The sequence below is a fragment of the Catenulispora subtropica genome (assembly GCF_039531675.1).
GTDB classification, from domain to species: Bacteria; Actinomycetota; Actinomycetes; order Streptomycetales; family Catenulisporaceae; genus Catenulispora; species Catenulispora subtropica.
In genome coordinates this window covers 1-16,297 of record NZ_BAAAQM010000001.1, presented here as the reverse complement: position 1 = coordinate 16,297, position 16,297 = coordinate 1, and the positions used below count along the sequence as shown (strand labels likewise).

General features: G+C 71.4%; 14 protein-coding genes. 6 read left to right on the top strand and 8 right to left on the bottom strand.

Annotated features, from left to right (window positions below):
* Nucleotides 1-71: 71 nt before the first annotated feature.
* The 8 genes from ABD466_RS00070 to ABD466_RS00035 form a co-directional block, all read right to left on the bottom strand.
* A complete protein-coding gene (locus ABD466_RS00070) occupies nt 72-809 on the bottom strand; it encodes a hypothetical protein (RefSeq protein ID WP_344654777.1) in 738 nt (245 codons plus the stop codon).
* Nucleotides 806-1,924 carry a globin domain-containing protein gene (locus ABD466_RS00065; protein ID WP_344654776.1) on the bottom strand — a complete coding sequence of 373 codons (1,119 nt, stop codon included), beginning with the start codon at nt 1,922-1,924 and terminating at the stop codon, nt 806-808. Before ABD466_RS00065 ends, ABD466_RS00070 begins: the two co-directional genes overlap by 4 nt.
* A 5-nt stretch (nt 1,925-1,929) precedes the next feature.
* Complete coding sequence (locus ABD466_RS00060; RefSeq protein WP_344654775.1) at nt 1,930-2,313, bottom strand: group I truncated hemoglobin; 384 nt, start codon at nt 2,311-2,313, stop codon at nt 1,930-1,932.
* A gap of 162 nt (nt 2,314-2,475) precedes the next feature.
* Entirely contained in the window at nt 2,476-3,339 is an 864-nt protein-coding gene (locus tag ABD466_RS00055) for a M48 family metalloprotease (protein WP_344654774.1), read from the bottom strand.
* A gap of 178 nt (nt 3,340-3,517) precedes the next feature.
* Complete coding sequence (locus ABD466_RS00050; RefSeq protein WP_344654773.1) at nt 3,518-4,510, bottom strand: caspase family protein; 993 nt, start codon at nt 4,508-4,510, stop codon at nt 3,518-3,520.
* A 122-nt stretch (nt 4,511-4,632) separates the two neighbouring features.
* A complete protein-coding gene (locus ABD466_RS00045) occupies nt 4,633-6,333 on the bottom strand; it encodes a TNT domain-containing protein (protein WP_344654772.1) in 1,701 nt (566 codons plus the stop codon).
* Nucleotides 6,334-6,449: 116 nt separating this feature from the next.
* The gene (locus tag ABD466_RS00040; protein ID WP_344654771.1) at nt 6,450-7,256 is read right to left on the bottom strand and encodes an alpha/beta fold hydrolase; all 807 of its coding nucleotides are present in this window, start codon (nt 7,254-7,256) and stop codon (nt 6,450-6,452) included.
* Between the two features lie 79 nt (nt 7,257-7,335).
* Nucleotides 7,336-9,054, bottom strand: a complete 1,719-nt coding sequence (locus ABD466_RS00035; RefSeq protein ID WP_344654770.1) for a dolichyl-phosphate-mannose--protein mannosyltransferase — start codon at nt 9,052-9,054, stop codon at nt 7,336-7,338.
* Between the two features lie 68 nt (nt 9,055-9,122).
* Between ABD466_RS00035 and rsmI the strand changes: the two genes are divergently transcribed.
* From rsmI to ABD466_RS00005, 6 genes are all read left to right on the top strand, one after another.
* Complete coding sequence (gene rsmI / locus ABD466_RS00030) at nt 9,123-10,004, top strand: 16S rRNA (cytidine(1402)-2'-O)-methyltransferase (protein WP_344654769.1); 882 nt, start codon at nt 9,123-9,125, stop codon at nt 10,002-10,004.
* 96 nt (nt 10,005-10,100) lie between these two features.
* Nucleotides 10,101-11,918 (top strand): methionine--tRNA ligase, encoded by a 1,818-nt coding sequence (gene metG, locus ABD466_RS00025; RefSeq protein ID WP_344654768.1) that lies wholly within the window; start codon nt 10,101-10,103, stop codon nt 11,916-11,918.
* A gap of 4 nt (nt 11,919-11,922) precedes the next feature.
* Entirely contained in the window at nt 11,923-12,882 is a 960-nt protein-coding gene (locus ABD466_RS00020; RefSeq protein WP_344654767.1) for a TatD family hydrolase, read from the top strand.
* 186 nt (nt 12,883-13,068) lie between these two features.
* On the top strand, nt 13,069-14,196 hold the full coding sequence (locus ABD466_RS00015) for a resuscitation-promoting factor (protein WP_344654766.1): 1,128 nt from the start codon (nt 13,069-13,071) through the stop codon (nt 14,194-14,196).
* A 117-nt stretch (nt 14,197-14,313) separates the two neighbouring features.
* Entirely contained in the window at nt 14,314-15,255 is a 942-nt protein-coding gene (gene rsmA / locus ABD466_RS00010; RefSeq protein ID WP_344654765.1) for a 16S rRNA (adenine(1518)-N(6)/adenine(1519)-N(6))-dimethyltransferase RsmA, read from the top strand.
* A complete protein-coding gene (locus ABD466_RS00005; protein WP_344654764.1) occupies nt 15,252-16,202 on the top strand; it encodes a 4-(cytidine 5'-diphospho)-2-C-methyl-D-erythritol kinase in 951 nt (316 codons plus the stop codon). The genes rsmA and ABD466_RS00005 overlap by 4 nt, the downstream gene beginning before the upstream one ends.
* Nucleotides 16,203-16,297: the final 95 nt, after the last annotated feature.

Sequence of the window (16,297 nt, the reverse complement as noted above, 5' to 3'; positions counted from 1 at the left end):
TCGGGGCGGTGCCTGGGCGCGCGGTGCCTGGTAGTAGGCCAACCAGGCTCCGGTGCCAGGCCGGGACGGCTTCAGGCCATCCGCGGCAGGGCTGTGCCGGGTGCGCCGACCGGCACCCCCTGGGGCGGCGGGGCGGTCGGCCGGGTCAGCGCGTCGAAGGCCGCGTGGATGCTCCCGATCATCCCGTGGACCTCCTCTCGCGCCTTCTCCAGGGCGCCCTCGACCTGGACGCCGAAGGCGACCCCGAACGCCTTCAGGAACTCCAGCTGTGACTCCAGCTGCTTCAGGCTCGAGGACAGCTGCTCGCTGCGGCGTTGGAACGCCGACTCGGCGGCGAGCAGCCCCTGGCGGTGGCCCTCGTTGACCGTCACCTGATACTGGTTCCGCGCGTACTCGGTCACGTTGCGGACGTACTCCTCGGCCGCGCGGATCTGTTCCTCGGCCTGGCGCTGGGCCATCGAGATGGCGTTCACCGCGGCCGCGGTGACCCGCTGCTCCGGGGCGGCGAAGGCGGCGGCCGCGGCGGCGGCTCCGGCGGCCCCGGCGCCGGCGGGGCCCTCCTTGCCGGTGTACGTCGCCCGCAGCTGGGCGGCCAGGTCGTCGTTGCGCTGGCGCAGTTCGGCCTCGACCTGTCCGGCGGCCTGCATCTCGGCGAGGACGCGCCGCTTGAAGCGCAGCACGCTTTCCTCGTCGTAGCCACGATGGGTGATTCCGGCGCGGGAGAACTCCCAGGCGTCGACCTGTTCGGCGGTCAGCCGCTCCGGCCGCCGGGCCGCGGCGCCGCCCCCGTCGTACTCGTGCAAGCTCACGGCTGACTCTCCTCCAGGTGGATGGCCCCCGGGACCACTCCCGCTTCCTTCAATCTGGCCGCGGCGTGGTCGCACATCCCGGCCGATCCGACGATGAACACTTCATGGCCCGGCCAGGCTCCGCGAGCCGCCGCCACGTCCCCGACGTTGCCGCGCTCGCCCTCCCAGGCGTAGTCGTCGGACACCACCGGGACGACGTTGAGCCACCCCTGGTTCCGCTCGGCCAGGTCGCGCAGCCGGGGCAGGTCGTAGAGGTCGCCGGCGATGCGGGCGCCGTAGTAGAGCGTGACGCGGCGTCCGTGGTCGGGCGTGACCGCCAGCTCCTCGACGATCGCGCGCAGCGGGGCGACGCCGGTGCTGCCGCCGATGAGCAGCAGGTCCGAGCCGGGTGCGGTGGAGGCCAGGGTGAGCTGGTGGCCGACCGGCGGTCCGAGCCGCAGCCGGTCGCCCACGCCCATGACGTTCACCAGCTGCCAGGACACGGCGCCGACCAGCTTGACGTGCAGCTCGATCAGCCCGTCGTTGCGCGGCGGGTGGGCTGGCGTGTAGAACCGCCAGCGCGCCGGCGCCATGGCCGTCTCCAGGGTGAAGGACTGCCCGGCCGTGTACGGGTACTGCTGCCGGGTGGCGATGGTGACGCGGGCGATGTCCCGCCGTCCGCCGACCACCTCGTGCGCCACGATCTCGGCGTCCCACCACGGGGGCGTCGTGAGCCGGGCCTCGTCCGCGGCGTCGATCATCACCTGGGAGACGATGCCGTACGCCTCGGTCCACGACTCGGCCACCGGCGGCGTCCAGTCCGGGCCCAGGAAGTGCTCCAGAGTCGCCAGCAGACTGGCGCCCACGGCCGGGTAGTGGCCGGGCTCCACCGCGAACTTGCGGTGGTCCCGGCCCAGGCCCTGCAGGAAGGGCACGGCCGCGCCGAGGTCGTCGACGTTGGCCACGACCGCCCCGAGGGCGGCGACCAGCCGGTCCCGCTGCGCCGCCATCGACGGCGGGAACATCGGGCGCACCTCGGGATGGCTCAGGAACAGGTGGCTGTAGAAGTACAGCGGCACCTGCTCCCCGTACTGGGCGACACGGGCCCAGGAGGTGCGCAGGAGGTGCGGATCCACCACGACTACGCGGCCACCACGAACGGCTGCACAGTGGCCAGGGCGCCCTCGATGGTCTCGATGATGTCGGCGGGCACCTCGAACTCGTTCAGGGTGTCGACCAGCACCTTGCCGGTCAGCGCGTAGTCGGACTCGGAGACGCCGAGCCCGGAGTGCGCGTTGGTGAGGTAGCCGGCCAGGTCTATGTCGGTCCGCGCGCCGGGGCCGCCGAGCACGACTTTCAGCACCTCGGCCAGGTGCGGCTTGATGTCGTCGACGGCGACGTTCTCGAAGAAGCCGGCCAGCTGCGGCTCGTCGAGGACGCCCTCGTAGAAGCGGTCGAGCACGGCCTTGACGGCCGCCTCCCCGCCGACGCGCTCCCACTGGGACTGGATCTGGGTCTCGCTCATGCTTGCGGGTCCTTCCGATGCGGGGCATTGCTCAGGGATCGGTGCGGCTCGGAAAACCCGCGAAGCATAGCAGGCATCCATCAAAAGGCTCGAACATACGTAGCTGATCAGCGTCGTACCCTGACAGCCCATATCGGGCCTCGATGATCGCCTTTGTGAGATCTACAACTGCGACGACATCCTCAGGAGCCTGTCAAGGCGCGCCTGAGTCGTCGGATGAGTGGACAGCAGGTGATGGGCGGTCGTCTTGGCGGCGGACACGGGCGCGAAGTAGAAGGCGTTCAGAGCGCCCGCCTTCCGCAAGTCGACTTGAGGAATCCCGCCGCCCCCGCTGACCTTCGCGGACACCTTGGTGAGCGCCGACGCCAGCGCCGACGGGTTGCCCGTCAGCTGCGCGGCCGACCGGTCCGCCGCGAACTCGCGGTAGCGGGAGAGCGAGCGCGTCAGCACCAGCGAGATGAACCACGTGGCGGCGCTCAGGGCGATGAAGCCGAGGGCGACGACGATGATGTGCCACAGACCGCGGGCCCGCCCGCCGATGTACACGAGCCGCAGCCCGACCCGCGCCACGAGGCCGGCCAGCACGCCGACGAACGCCGCGACGGTCATCACCGCAGCGTCGCCGTGCGCCACGTGCGACAGCTCGTGGGCGACCACGCCTTCCAGCTCACTCGGCTCCAGCGTGTCCAGCAGCCCCCGGGTGACGCACAGCGTCGTGGAGTCCTTCGAACGGCCTACCGCACAGGCGTTGGGCACCCTCGACTCGGACACGGCGATCGCGGGCTTGTCCATCCCCGCCATCGCGCAGAGCCGGTCCACCAGCGCGTGCAGCTCCGGCTCCTGGTCGGCCGTCACGACCTGCGCCCCCATGGTCCGCAGCACGACCTTGCCGGACGTGAGGAACTGGAAGGCCGCGAACGCGACGACCACCGCCACCCCGATCGGCCAGGCACGGCCCAGCATCAGGACCAGCGCCACCATGGCTCCGGCGTACACGGCGGCCAGCAGCCCCATGACCGACAGCATGCGAGCGCTCAGATTGCGATCACTCCGGAAACGGGCGTCCGCCCGACGGTCGGAAAGTGAAGAGGACACGGCGTCACCTCGATGCTTCTCTTAAATGGGAACGCCAAACCAGTCTTGCGCGTTCCCGACGGGCTGTCGAGAAACGATTACAGGATTACGCCGAATACCCCAGTGGGGTTCACACTCCTACGCGCTCGCGCCAGTAGGCGATGTTGGCCTCGACTTCGACGGCGTCGGCGTCCGGGTCGTGCCGCAGCGCCTCCCACCGTGCCAGGGCGCCGCGCGGGTCCCCGGCGGCACCGAGCCACGACGCCGCCGACATCCGGTACAGCAGCTCCTCCTGGACCTCGGCCCGGGTCGCGGCGTCGACGACCAGCTCGGCGAACAGCCGCGCCGCCCGCCCCGGATCCTTCCAGCCGACCCGCATCGCCAGTTCGGCACGCCGTGCGAAGTCCAGCCGGTCGGCCCGGTTCGGTCCCAGCGCGATCTCCGCGCTCCCGTCGACCGCCCGCTGATGCGGCGTCGGATCGTCCGCCGCACCGCCGATCCAGCGATACAGGTCGCCCAGCGTCAGCCATCGCCCCGCGCCCGGCACACCGTTTCTGAGCAAGTCCACCAGCGCCCCGGTGAACGGTGTGTTCCGCTGCTCGGCGGGCGTCCGCACCTTCTCGTTCTGGCCGGTCGCGGTCAACAGGTGCACGTTGAAGGCCGACGGCGCCCGCATGGCGCGGCCCGAGTACCGGCAGTCCAGGATCACGATCCGGTTCTCGGCCTTGGCGCGTCTCATCAGGGCCATGACCCGCTCGACCGGCAGCGCGGTGCGCTCGGCCTCGGACTTCTTGTCCAGGCTCCAGGGCAGCGCCAGACACAGCTGCCCGTCACCGTCCCGCATGCCGTGCCCGGCGAAGTAGAACAGCAACGTATCCGTGTACTGATCCACGGCCGACGCCACGCGGTCCAGGACCTCGGTGGCCGATTCCGGGTCCGCCACGGTGTGCACGGACTCCGGGGCGAACAGTCCGCCCGGACCACCGACCGCCGCGGCCAGGTCGGAGATCCCGTTCAGCGCGCACGGAAACTGCGGCAGACTCCGATACGACCCGACACCCACCAGCACCGCGCCCGACGCCTCGCGCGCCGGAATCCTCACATCGTTCAACGGATCTCTCACGTCGTCCTCCCCGCGGTCGCCTTTGACCCGATGCGGCTCCAGGGTAACCAGGCCAGGTGACGTACCGGTGCCCGGTGCCGACGGGTGGCGCCGAAACGCCACCCGGGAGAACGCCCGAACGGCTACGACGGCGCCACAGTGGCCTCAGGGATCTCCACCAGCACACCCTCCCGCAGCAGATCCGCGATCGACCGCGGCAGCAGATAGGCGGTGCCGCCACCCGGCTGCCCGAACCACGGGATCGCCGTCCCGGCCAGCGCCCGCAGCGGTTCCCGTACGCGGTACACGCGGTACTCCCGCTCGACGTAGTCCGGCGGCAGCGAGCGGTGCGGGTAGCGCGTACGCGCGGCGTACACGGTGTTGCCGAGCTGGTCGCCGAACCGGTCGACCTCGGTGCCCGGCGTCAGCACCGTCAGCCGGTGGTCGGTGTAGAGCGTCGTCGGCGGGTCCCCGGCCAGCGGCGCGATGGGCGGCCCGGCGAGGAACCGCGCCAGCGGATCGGCGTCCGGCCCGGGCAGCGCGGCCTGCTCGGACGCCGGCGCCGGCTTCGGGATCGCGCCTCGCTCGGCGGCGGCCAGCAGCAGCACGCCGGCGAAGTGCACGGCCGCCATCATCGGATCGTCGAAGGACCCCGCGAAGCGCCGTTGCCCGGCGTCGGCGAGGAACACCGCCCACCGCCCGGAGTCGGGGACCAGACACACGGCGCCGTCGGTGACCGTGCCGATGGAGTACAGGTCCGGATCGGCGTCGAGCGAGTCGACGGCGGCGCCGAGAACGCGCTCGGCGTCCTCGACCGTGGCCACGGGCTCCGGCGCGCGCTGCTGGACGGTGCCGACCGCGACCATCATCGTCGACATGTTGTCGTCGCCTCCGACGACCGGCGTGGCGGTCGGGGGTTGCACCTGGGCCTGGGGCTGGGCCTGGGCATGCGACTGCGGCGAGGCGGCGGGGTGCTGCTGGTACGAGGGATGCGGTACCGGAGTCAGCTGGGAGCCCGGGCTGTACTGCGCCGGCTCGGCGTACGCGACCGGGAGCGGCGCGGTGGGGGAGTCGATGTGGGTGGGCGCGACGTAGCGAACCTCGACCGATTGGGGTCGGATCGGTTCTGGTTGGGGACGGACCGGTTCTGGTCGGGGACGGACCGGTTCCGGTTGGGGACGGACCGGTTCCGGTTGGGGACGGACCGGTTCCGGGCGTAGCGAGTCCGGCCGTATCGGCTCCGGCCGTATCGGTTCGGGTGCGTACGCGGGTTCGGGCTTATAGACGGGCTCCGGCGTATAAACCTGCTCGGGCACGTACTCGGGTGTGTACACAGGCTCCGGCCGCGCCGGCTCTGCGTACACCGGCGGCGAGTAGGGCGGCGGCGCGGGCGTCTCGACGTGCGGCTCGTTGTCGAGCGGCTTGTCCGCGTAGGGAGAAGCGTCGGAGTACGGCGACTGTGCATAGGCGGTCGCTCCGTACGAAGCCTCCAAGAAGGGAGGCGGCGGAGGCGGCGCCGGCAGGTCGATCGGCGGAGAGATCGGAGCACTGAACTGCGGAGGCGAGAACTGCGAAGCCGAGAACTGCGAAGCCGAGAACTGCGGGTCATCGAGAGGGGTGGCGATCTGCGGCACGCTGATCCCCGACGGACTCGTCGCCGGGCTCAGCCGTGGCGGATCCACCATCGGCGGCCCGACCGACACCACGTCGCCGTTCACGTGCAACCGCATCGGGGACAACCCCTGCGGCGCCGTCGGATCGGCTGCCTGCGGTCCCGATCCGGCTTCCGGCTCTCCTCCGCCCATCAGCCAAGGCGAGGGTTCGGCCTGCCAGTTCTCCGTCATGAGCTGCGGTCCTCCCCCTGGTGGCTACGTCCCCGTCCCCCGGCCACGCTCCTGCGAAGGTGCTGACCGAGGTATGCGTAGGGACCCTGTGGGAGTCTACATATCCATCCTGACGACTACCTCTCGGCTTTACCGGACACCGCCCCCGTGGTCTCCAAGATCAAGCGGGTCACCGTCTCCGGGTCGTCGTTCATCGGCACGTGCCCGCACCCCGGCAGATCCTCGAACCGCGCTCCGGGCAGGACCCGCTTCGCCTGCTCGAACTGCCGGCGCAGCAGGATCCGGTCCTTCGCGCCCCAGGCCACGGTGGTCGGCACGTTGGTGTCGCCTGAGAAGTGGTAGTGCCTGGCCCCCTTGGCGACCGTCCGGAACGCCTTGCACTCGCGCAGCCCGAGGGTGTCGCCGTAGGCGAGCTCCGGGTCCAGGCGGCGCGGCTGTCCGTCGATCATGCCGAAGGCCACGACCCGCGCCGTCGGATGGTTCGCGACGTACCGGAGGATCGGTTTGGGCGCGAAGGTGGTGGCGCGCAGCGCGCTCAGGCTCCCGACCGCCCACGCCTTCTCCCGCCACGTGGTCCAGAACCCGGCGGGGGAGAAGGCGGTCGCCGACGCCGCGTGCCCGTGTTTGGCCAGTTCCAGCGCCAGGGCGCCGCCGAGCGAGTTGCCCGCCACGTGCGGGCGCTCGATCCCGAAGCCGGGGAACGCGCCGGCGATCCGTTCCATCGCCAGCTCGATGGTGGGCCGCTGGCCCGGGTCGAGCTTGAGGGGCGCGGACTTGCCGAAGCCGGGGATGTCGATCGCGATGACGTCGTGGTGCGCGGCGAGCCGGTCCAGGACCGGCTCCCAGGCCTGCCAGCGGTGGCCGATGCCGTGGATCAGCAGGAGCGGCTCGCCCGAGCCCCGGCGCGCGAAGGAGAGTTCCACGTTACTGGACGGTAGCCCTTCGTGGCGCGGGACGGAAGGTGTGACACGGGCGGATCGCCCGGATCACCCGCATCTCTCCCTAGATCCAGCTCGGCCACCACATGCGGTCTATCCACTGGTTCCATGTGATCGTCTGCGCGGTGTAGATCGGGAAGAAGTAGATGAACATCCCCACGATGTAGACGGTGATGGCCCCGGCCACGACCGCGCCCCAGACCCTTCGGTACTGGAGCGCGTCGGATCTCCCGACGATCACGCCCAGGAGATAAGCCGCGGCCATGACCATGAAGGGCACGAAGGCGACCGCGTAGAAGGTGAAGATCGTGCGGTGCTGGTACTGGAGCCAGAACGCCCACGCGGCGAGCATCCCGCCCAGGATCGCCCCGGCCCGCCAGTCCCGCCGCGCCAGCCACCGCCACAGGCACCAGATCAGGGCCAGGGTCGCGAACCACCACAGCGGCGGGGTGCCCAGGGCCAGCACCTGCTGGTGCTGGTTGTCGTTCAGCGGGGGACAGCCCTCGTTGCCCTTGGAGCAGTAGTAGTAGTCGGTGGGGCGGCCCATCACCAGCCAGCTCCACGGGTTCGACATGTACGCGTGCGGCGAGTCCAGGTTGGTGTGGAAGATCATGGTCTGCCAGTGGTACTCCCACCAGCTGCGCAGCGCCGACAGGCCCTGGACGTGGATCGCGTTGTGCTCGGTGGCCCACTGCCGGTAGTTGCCGTCCTTGGTGATGAACCAGCCGGTCCAGGACGCGGTGTAGGTGGCCAGCGCCAGCAAGCCCATGCAGACGTTCTGCCAGAGGTCGCGCCGGATGAAGGCGACCCAGTGCCGCCGGATGCCCACGGCCCGCAGCGCCGCGTGGTCCCAGAGCATCGACATCGGGATGAAGACGAAGATCATCGCGATCCCGCTCCACTTGGTGCCCATGGTCAGGCCCAGGCAGATCGCCGCGGCGATGCGCCACGGGCGCCAGCCCAACTTGGGCGGCGTCACGTCGTCCGGCAGCGGGCCCGGTGGGAACGTCTCCCGCCAGTCGACGAGCCGGGAGCGCATCTTGTCGCGGTCGACGAGCAGACAGCCGAACGCGGCCAGCGTCCAGAACATGACGAAGATGTCGAGCAGCGCGGTGCGGCTCATGACGAATTCCATGCCGTCCACGGCCAGCAGCAGCCCGGCCAGCGACCCGACCAGCGTGGAACGGAACAGCCGGCGGGCGATGCGCGCGGTCATCAGAATCGCCAGCGTCCCGCACAGCGCGGGGACGAACCGCCAGCCGTAGGGCGTGAAACCGAACAGCCACTCACCGGCGCCGATCATCCACTTCCCGACCGGCGGGTGCACGGCGTTGCCGTGATGGTCCTGGATCAGCGTCCGCCAGATGTGCGGGTTGGCGATGATCGCGTGGTCGTCGTTGGCCATGCCGACGTTCGGCCCGTCGTCGTGCCAGCCGATCTCGTGCCCGAAGTGGATGGTGGCCCAGGCGTCCTTGGCGTAGTAGGTCTCATCGAAGATGACCCACTTGGGCAGCCCCAGGTGCCAGAACCGCATGACCCCGCCGATCAGCGTGATGAGCACCGGGAAGCCCCAGCCCACCCACCACGGCTCGGCCCCGAACGGCGGCACCAGCCGCTCCCGCAACGTGAGCTCGCCCTGCTCGTCGTCCCGCGGCCGCAGGTTGGGACGCCACCAGACGCGTCCGCGCTCACGGTGCGAGCCGCCGCGGCGCCGGCGGCCGCCGTAATCCTCCTCGCTGTCGTCATCCGGCAGCGTGGATCGGGTGGTGGCAAGGCTGGTCACCCCGACATCGTAGGGAGCGTGTCGGTCGTTCGGACAGGGGATCAGTGTTTTTGGGCCAGGATGGTCACGTGACCGAACCCGCCACCCCCGCCCCCACCGGCCTGCTCGTCCTGGCCGGCACTCCGATCGGCCAGGACGGGGACGCCTCCCCGCGCCTGGCCGCCGAGCTGGCGTCGGCCGACGTCATCGCCACGGAGGACACACGGCGGCTCAAGCGGCTGCTGGGGGCGCTGAGCGTCACGCCGGGCGGCCGGATCGTGTCGTACTTCGAGGCCAACGAGAGCGCGCGGACGCCTGAGCTGCTGCGTGAGCTGGTGGCCGGGGCGCGGGTCGTCGTGGTCACGGACGCCGGTATGCCGTCGGTCTCCGATCCTGGCTATCGGCTGGTCGCCGCCGCGGTCGGGGCCGGTGTCCGGGTGACGGCGGTGCCCGGGCCGTCGGCCGTGCTGACCGCGCTGGCCGTCTCCGGGCTGCCCGTGGACCGGTTCTGCTTCGAGGGGTTCCTGCCGCGCAAGGGCGGCGGACGGTCGTCGCGGCTGGCGGAGCTCGCCGCCGAGCCGCGCACGATGGTGTTCTTCGAGGCGCCGCATCGGCTGGCCGCGTCGCTGGCCGACATGGCGACGGCGTTCGGGGCCGAGCGGCCGGCGGCGGTGTGTCGCGAGCTGACGAAGACGTACGAGGAGATCAAGCGTGGCGGCCTCGGCGACCTGGCCGCCTGGGCCGGGGAGGGCGAGGTGCGTGGCGAGATCACCGTGGTGGTCGGCGGTGCGGTGCCCGGCGCGGGGAAGGACCTGAGCGCGGCGGAGCTGGCCGAGCTGGTGTTCGCCCGGGAGGAGGCCGGCGGGCTGCGGCGGAAGGAGGCGATCGCGGAGGTCGCCGCCGAGGTCGGGCTGCCGAAGCGGGAGGTTTTCGACGCGGTCGTGGCGGCGAAGGAGAACTCGTTCGAGTGATGGCCGTGCTCCGGACCGTCCCATCCGATCGTCCACTATCTGGACCCCGTCGGAAGCGCACCTGAACCTGCCCCCGCGCCGGATACCCTAGACGGCATGCCGTCCACCCAGCGCACCATTCTCACCGCCGTGGCCTGGCCGTACGCCAACGGCCCCCGCCACATCGGGCACGTCTCCGGCTTCGGGGTCCCGTCCGACGTCTTCAGCCGCTACCAGCGGATGGCGGGGAACCGGGTGCTGATGGTCAGCGGGACGGACGAGCACGGGACGCCGATCCTGGTGCAGGCCGACAAGGAGGGGGTCAGCGCGCGGGAGCTCGCCGACCGCTACAACCGCGTCATCGCCGAGGACCTGCGGTCGCTGGGGCTCGCCTACGACCTGTTCACCCGGACCACGACGCGGAACCACTACGCGGTCGTGCAGGAGATGTTCAAGGGTCTGTACGACAACGGCTACATCTTCGCCAAGACCACCCAGGGCGCGATCTCGCCGTCCACCGGCCGCACGCTGCCCGACCGCTACATCGAGGGCACCTGTCCCATCTGCGGGTACGACGGCGCGCGCGGCGACCAGTGCGACAACTGCGGCAACCAGCTGGACCCGGACCGGCTGATCAACCCGCGGTCGCGGATCAACGGCGAGACGCCGAAGTTCATCGAGACGGAGCAGTTCTTCCTGGACCTGCCCGCCTTCGCCGGGGTGCTCGGCAGCTGGCTGCAGGAGCAGAAGACCTGGCGTCCCAACGTCCTGAAGTTCTCGCTGAACCTGCTCGACGACCTCCAGCCCCGCGCCATCTCCCGCGACCTGGACTGGGGTGTCCCGGTTCCGCTGGAGGGGTGGATCGACCGGCCCGACAAGAAGCTGTACGTCTGGTTCGACGCGGTCGTGGGCTACCTGTCGGCGAGCGTCGAGTGGGCGCGCCGCACCGGGGACCCGGACGCGTGGCGGACCTTCTGGCAGGTCGGCCCGAACGGTGAGGCACCCGACGCCTACTACTTCATGGGCAAGGACAACATCGTCTTCCACGCCGAGATCTGGCCGGCGATGCTGCTCGGCTACGACGGCAAGGGCGACAAGGGCGGCGACCCGGGATCCCTCGGCGAGCTCTCGCTCCCGCACGAGGTGGTCAGCTCCGAGTTCCTGACCATGGAGGGCCGCAAGTTCTCGTCCTCGCGGGCCGTCGTCATCTACGTCCGCGACTTCCTGTCCCGGTACGACGCCGACGCGCTGCGCTACTACATCACCGCCGCCGGGCCGGAGACCCAGGACACCGACTTCACCTGGGCGGAGTTCCTGCGCCGCAACAACGACGAGCTGGTCGCCGGGTGGGGCAACCTGGTGAACCGCGCCATCTCGATGGCCGCCAAGAACCTCGGGGAGATCCCGGCTCCGGGCGACCTCACCGCCGAGGACGAGGCCCTGCTGGCCGCCTCCCGCGGCGCCTTCCAGACCGTCGGCGACCTGCTGGACCGCTGCCGCTTCAAGGCCGCGCTGGCCGAGGCGATGCGCGTGGTGGCCGAGGCCAACAAGTACGTCTCCGACCACGAGCCGTGGAAGCTGGCGAAGACCGACCCGGCGCGCATGGCCACCGTCCTGCACGTCACCCTGCAGGTCGTCGACGACGCCAAGACCCTGCTCACGCCCTTCCTGCCGTTCTCCTCCGAGAAGGTCTTCCACCTGCTCGGCGGCGAGGGCACCTGGTCGGCGATGCCGGAGCTGCGCGAGGTCGAGGACCTGGACGGCGGCCCCGCCTACCCGGTCCTGACCGGCGACTACGACGCCGCGCTGGCCCGCTGGGAGTCCACGCCGATCGCGGTCGGCCGCAAGCTCGACCCGCCGACGCCGATCTTCAAGAAGCTGGACCCGTCCATCGTCGACGAGGAGCTGGCCCGGCTCGGCGGCGAGGCGGCGTAGGCGCGTGGCGAACAGCTCCGGCGGCCCGGGCCGCCCAGGCGACTCCGACGGCGAGGCCAAGCGCAAGCGCAAGAAGTCCAAGGACCGCGACGAGACCCCGCCCCCGGCGCCGGAGCCCCTTCCGGCGCCGGTCGGCGACAGCCACACCCATATGGACCTCCAGGAGCCGGCGGCCGCGGACATCATCGCGGCCGCCGACCGGGTGAACGTCCGCACCCTGGTCCAGGTCGGCATCGACGTCCCCTCCTCGCACACCGCGGCCGCCCTGGCCGCCGAGTACGAGCGCGTGCACGCCGCCGTCGCCCTGCACCCCAACGAGGCCCCGCGCCTGGTCCTCGGCGACCCCGACGGCTGGTCCGGCCAGCGCCGCGGCCCCGGTGGCACCGAGGCGCTGGAAGCCGCCCTCGCCGAGATCGACGAGCTCGCGGCCGAGGAGCACGTCCGGGGCATCGGCGAGACCGGCCTCGACTACTTCCGCACCGGCCCGGACGGCGTGGCGGCGCAGCAGCAGAGCTTCCGAGCGCACATCGCCATCGCCAAGCGCCATGGCAAGGCCCTGGTGATCCACGACCGCGACGCGCACGACGACGTCCTCCGCATCCTTCTTGAGGAGGGTTCGCCCGAAACAGTGGTCTTCCACTGCTATTCGGGTGACGCCGCGATGGCCGAAGTGTGCGCTGAGCGGGGCTACTACATGTCCTTCGCAGGGAACGTCACCTACAAGGCGAACCAGGCATTGCAGGAAGCGCTCCAGGTGGCCCCGCTGGACCGGATCCTTGTGGAGACGGATGCTCCGTTCCTCACTCCGCTCCCTTATAGAGGACGCCCGAACGCCCCCTACCTGGTGCCGTACACGGTCCGCGCAATGGCCGCGCTGCGCGGCATGGACAGCGAGGACGGCCTGGCCGAACTCTGTCACGCTCTCGACGCCAATCTGCGGAATGCCTTCCAGGTTCAGGCATAACTTGGTCATATCAGTCGACCGACAGCCGACCTGGAGTCAAAGGGACGTCGCAGGACATCCAGCGGACACGCGCTAGCGGCGGCCGCGGGTTGCCCGCTACTGTCTGCTCGGCAGCCGGATCGACGCACCCGCTCGGGCCCGCCAGGACCCAGCGTCGTAACCGGACACCACGAGGTCTGGATCAGCGTGAGCAGTAGACGTTCCGCTAGTCGGCACAGTGAGGGTTCCAAGGCGAAGGTCCGCGCCGTCCAGGGCACGGTCCTGCTGGGGCTCGTCGGAGGCGTCGGCGCCTACGTCGGCTTCGAGAAGACGGTCCACATCACGGTGGACGGCCAGGAACGCACCATCCACACCTTCGACAGCAAGGTGTCCGACGTCCTGAAGGCCCAGGGCATCACCCCCGGGGAGCACGACTCCGTGGCCCCGGCGCCGAGTGAGCACCTGGTCGACGGCGAGCACATCGCCGTCAACTACGGCCGCCAGCTGGACGTCACCGTCGACGGCAAGGACTCGAAGATCTGGACCACGGGCAACACCGTGGCCGAGGCGATGGACGGCCTGGGACTGCACGGTGCGAACCCGTACGTCTCGGTGAACCGCGACCAGCCGATCGGGCGCCAGGGACTGGCCTTCGAGATCCGCACCCGCCGCCACGTGAACATACTCGTCGACGGCAAGTCGATCCCGATGGACACCACCGCCCCCACCGTCGCCCAGGCCCTGTCCGAGGCGGGCGTGACGCTGGCCGGGCAGGACACCGCGAACCCGGACCCCGCCTCCTTCCCGGGCGACGGCCAGAACATCACCGTCGAGCGCATCACCGGGACGCAGGAGACCAAGCAGGAGGCCATCGCCTTCAGCACGACCGAGCAGCAGGACCCGACCGCCTACGTCGGATCGCGCAAGACCGTCACGCAGGGCGTGCCGGGCGTGCAGGAGGTCGTGTACGCGTACCAGACCGTCAACGGCGTGAAGCAGCCGCCGAAGGTGGTCAGCAAGAACGTCACCAAGCAGCCGGTCAACGCCGTGGTGAAGGTCGGCACCAAGCCGGTCCCGAACACCGTGGCCGGTGCCGACAACCTGAACTGGGCGGGCCTGGCCAAGTGCGAGTCCGGCGGCAACCCCAAGTCCGTGGGCGGCGGCGGCCTGTACTTCGGCCTCTACCAGTTCTCGCCCTCGACCTGGGCCGCGATGGGCGGCTCCGGCCTCCCGTCGAACGCCACGCCGGAGGAGCAGACCTACCGCGCCAAGCTCCTGTACGTGCGCTCCGGCGCCGGGCAGTGGCCGGTGTGCGGGCGGAACCTGTTCACCTGACCGTCGCCGGGATGGGCTCGTGAGCGGGCCGGCACGACGCCGGCACCGTGACGCGGGCCCGCCCGCCGCGCGGCGCGGTACCGCGGTACTGAGCCGCGCGGCATACGATGGCTCGCGATGTCCGACACGCCGCCTCCCGCACCGCTGCCCTCCGAACCCGCTTCGGCCGCCGAGCAGCCCGAACGCCTCCCGGCCCGGCTCCTGGGCCCGGCCGAAGTGCGCAAGCTCGCCGAGCGGCTCGGCGTGTCGCCGACGAAGAAGCTCGGCCAGAACTTCGTCATCGACCCCAACACCATCCGCCGCATCGTGCGCGCGGGCGACGTCACCGCGGACGACGTGGTGGTCGAGGTCGGCCCCGGACTCGGCTCGCTGACCCTGGGGCTCCTGGACGTGGCCCGCCGGGTGGTCGCGGTCGAGATCGACCCGACGCTGGCCGCCGCCCTGCCGCGGACCCTGGCCGAGCACGCGCCCGGGATCGCCGCCGGCCAGGTGGAGTTCGAGCTCGTGCACTCCGACGCGCTGCGGGTGACGGACCTGCCCGGCCCGCCGCCGACCGCCCTCGTGGCGAACCTGCCCTACAACGTCGCCGTCCCGGTCCTGCTGCACATGCTGGAGCGCTTCCCCAGCATCGAGCGCACCCTGATCATGGTGCAGGCCGAGGTCGCCGACCGGCTGGCCGCCGAGCCCGGGTCGCGGGTGTACGGCGTGCCGTCGGTCAAGGCGCGCTGGTTCGCGGACGTGAAGCGCGCCGGGGCCATCGGCCGCAACGTGTTCTGGCCCGCCCCGAACGTCGACTCGGGCCTGGTGCGCCTGGACCGCCGGGACGCCCCGCCGACCACGCTCGTCGACCGCCGCGCCGTGTTCGCCGCCGTGGACGCGGCCTTCGCCCAGCGCCGCAAGACCCTGCGGTCGGCGCTGAGCGGCTGGGCCGGGTCGCCGGCCGCCGCCGAACAGGCGCTGGTGGCCGCGGGGATCGATCCCAGCGCGCGCGGGGAGACGCTGACCGTCGAGGAGTTCGCGCGGCTGGCCGAGAAGCGGCCGAAGGCGGAGTCCGCATGACCGCCGCCGCCCTCACCCCGGGCGACGAGCCCCGCCCGCGGGCCGCCGAAGCGGTCACGGTCCGCGTCCCGGCCAAGGTGAACCTCGCCCTCTCGGTCGGCCCACTCCGCCCGGACGGGTACCACGACCTGGCGACCGTCTTCCACGCCGTCGGCCTCTTCGACGAGGTCACCGCCGCCGAGTCGGACACGCTCACGCTGACCTGCGAGGGGGAGGGCGCGGCAGACGTGCCGCTGGACGCGGCCAACCTCGCCTGGCGCGCCGCCGTCCTCCTCGCCGAGACCGTGGGCCGCACGCCCGCGGTGCGCCTGCACCTCACCAAGGGCATCCCGGTCGCCGGGGGGATGGCGGGCGGTTCCGCCGACGCCGCCGGTGCGCTCGTGGCCTGCGACGCCCTGTGGGGCACCGGCCTGTCCCGCGACGACCTGCACGCCCTGGCCGCGCGCCTGGGCAGCGACGTCCCCTTCGCGCTCTACGGCGGCACCGCCATGGGCACCGGCCGCGGCGAGCAGATCGCACCGGTCCTGGCCCGCGGCGAGTTCCACTGGGTCTTCGCCTTCGCCCATGAGGGCCTGTCCACCCCCGCGGTCTTCCGGGAGTTGGACCGGCTGCGCGAGGCGGCCGGGGAGCAGGCGCCGTCCCCCGGTGTGGACGAGGAACTGCTGCGCGCACTGCGGGCCGGCGACTCCCGGCTGCTCGGCGCGGCTCTGCGCAACGACCTCACCCGCCCGGCCACCTCGCTCCGCCCCGACCTTCGGGCCACCCTCCAGGCCGGACGGGAAGCGGGCGCGCTGGGCACCCTGCTGTCGGGCTCCGGCCCCACGTGCGCCTTCCTCGCCGCCGACGCGGCCGGCGCCGCCGCAGTCGCGGAAGCCCTGGCGGCCGCCCCTTCGGTGCGGGCGGTGCGGCGGGCGCTGGGCCCGGCGGCGGGCGCGCATGTGCTGTGAGCGGTGGGAGCAGGTTGGGTGGCTGGGTGCGGTTGGTTTGTGGGTTTTAAAGGCTTGATACGACCTTCGGCCATGGTGGTGATGGTGCGCGGGGG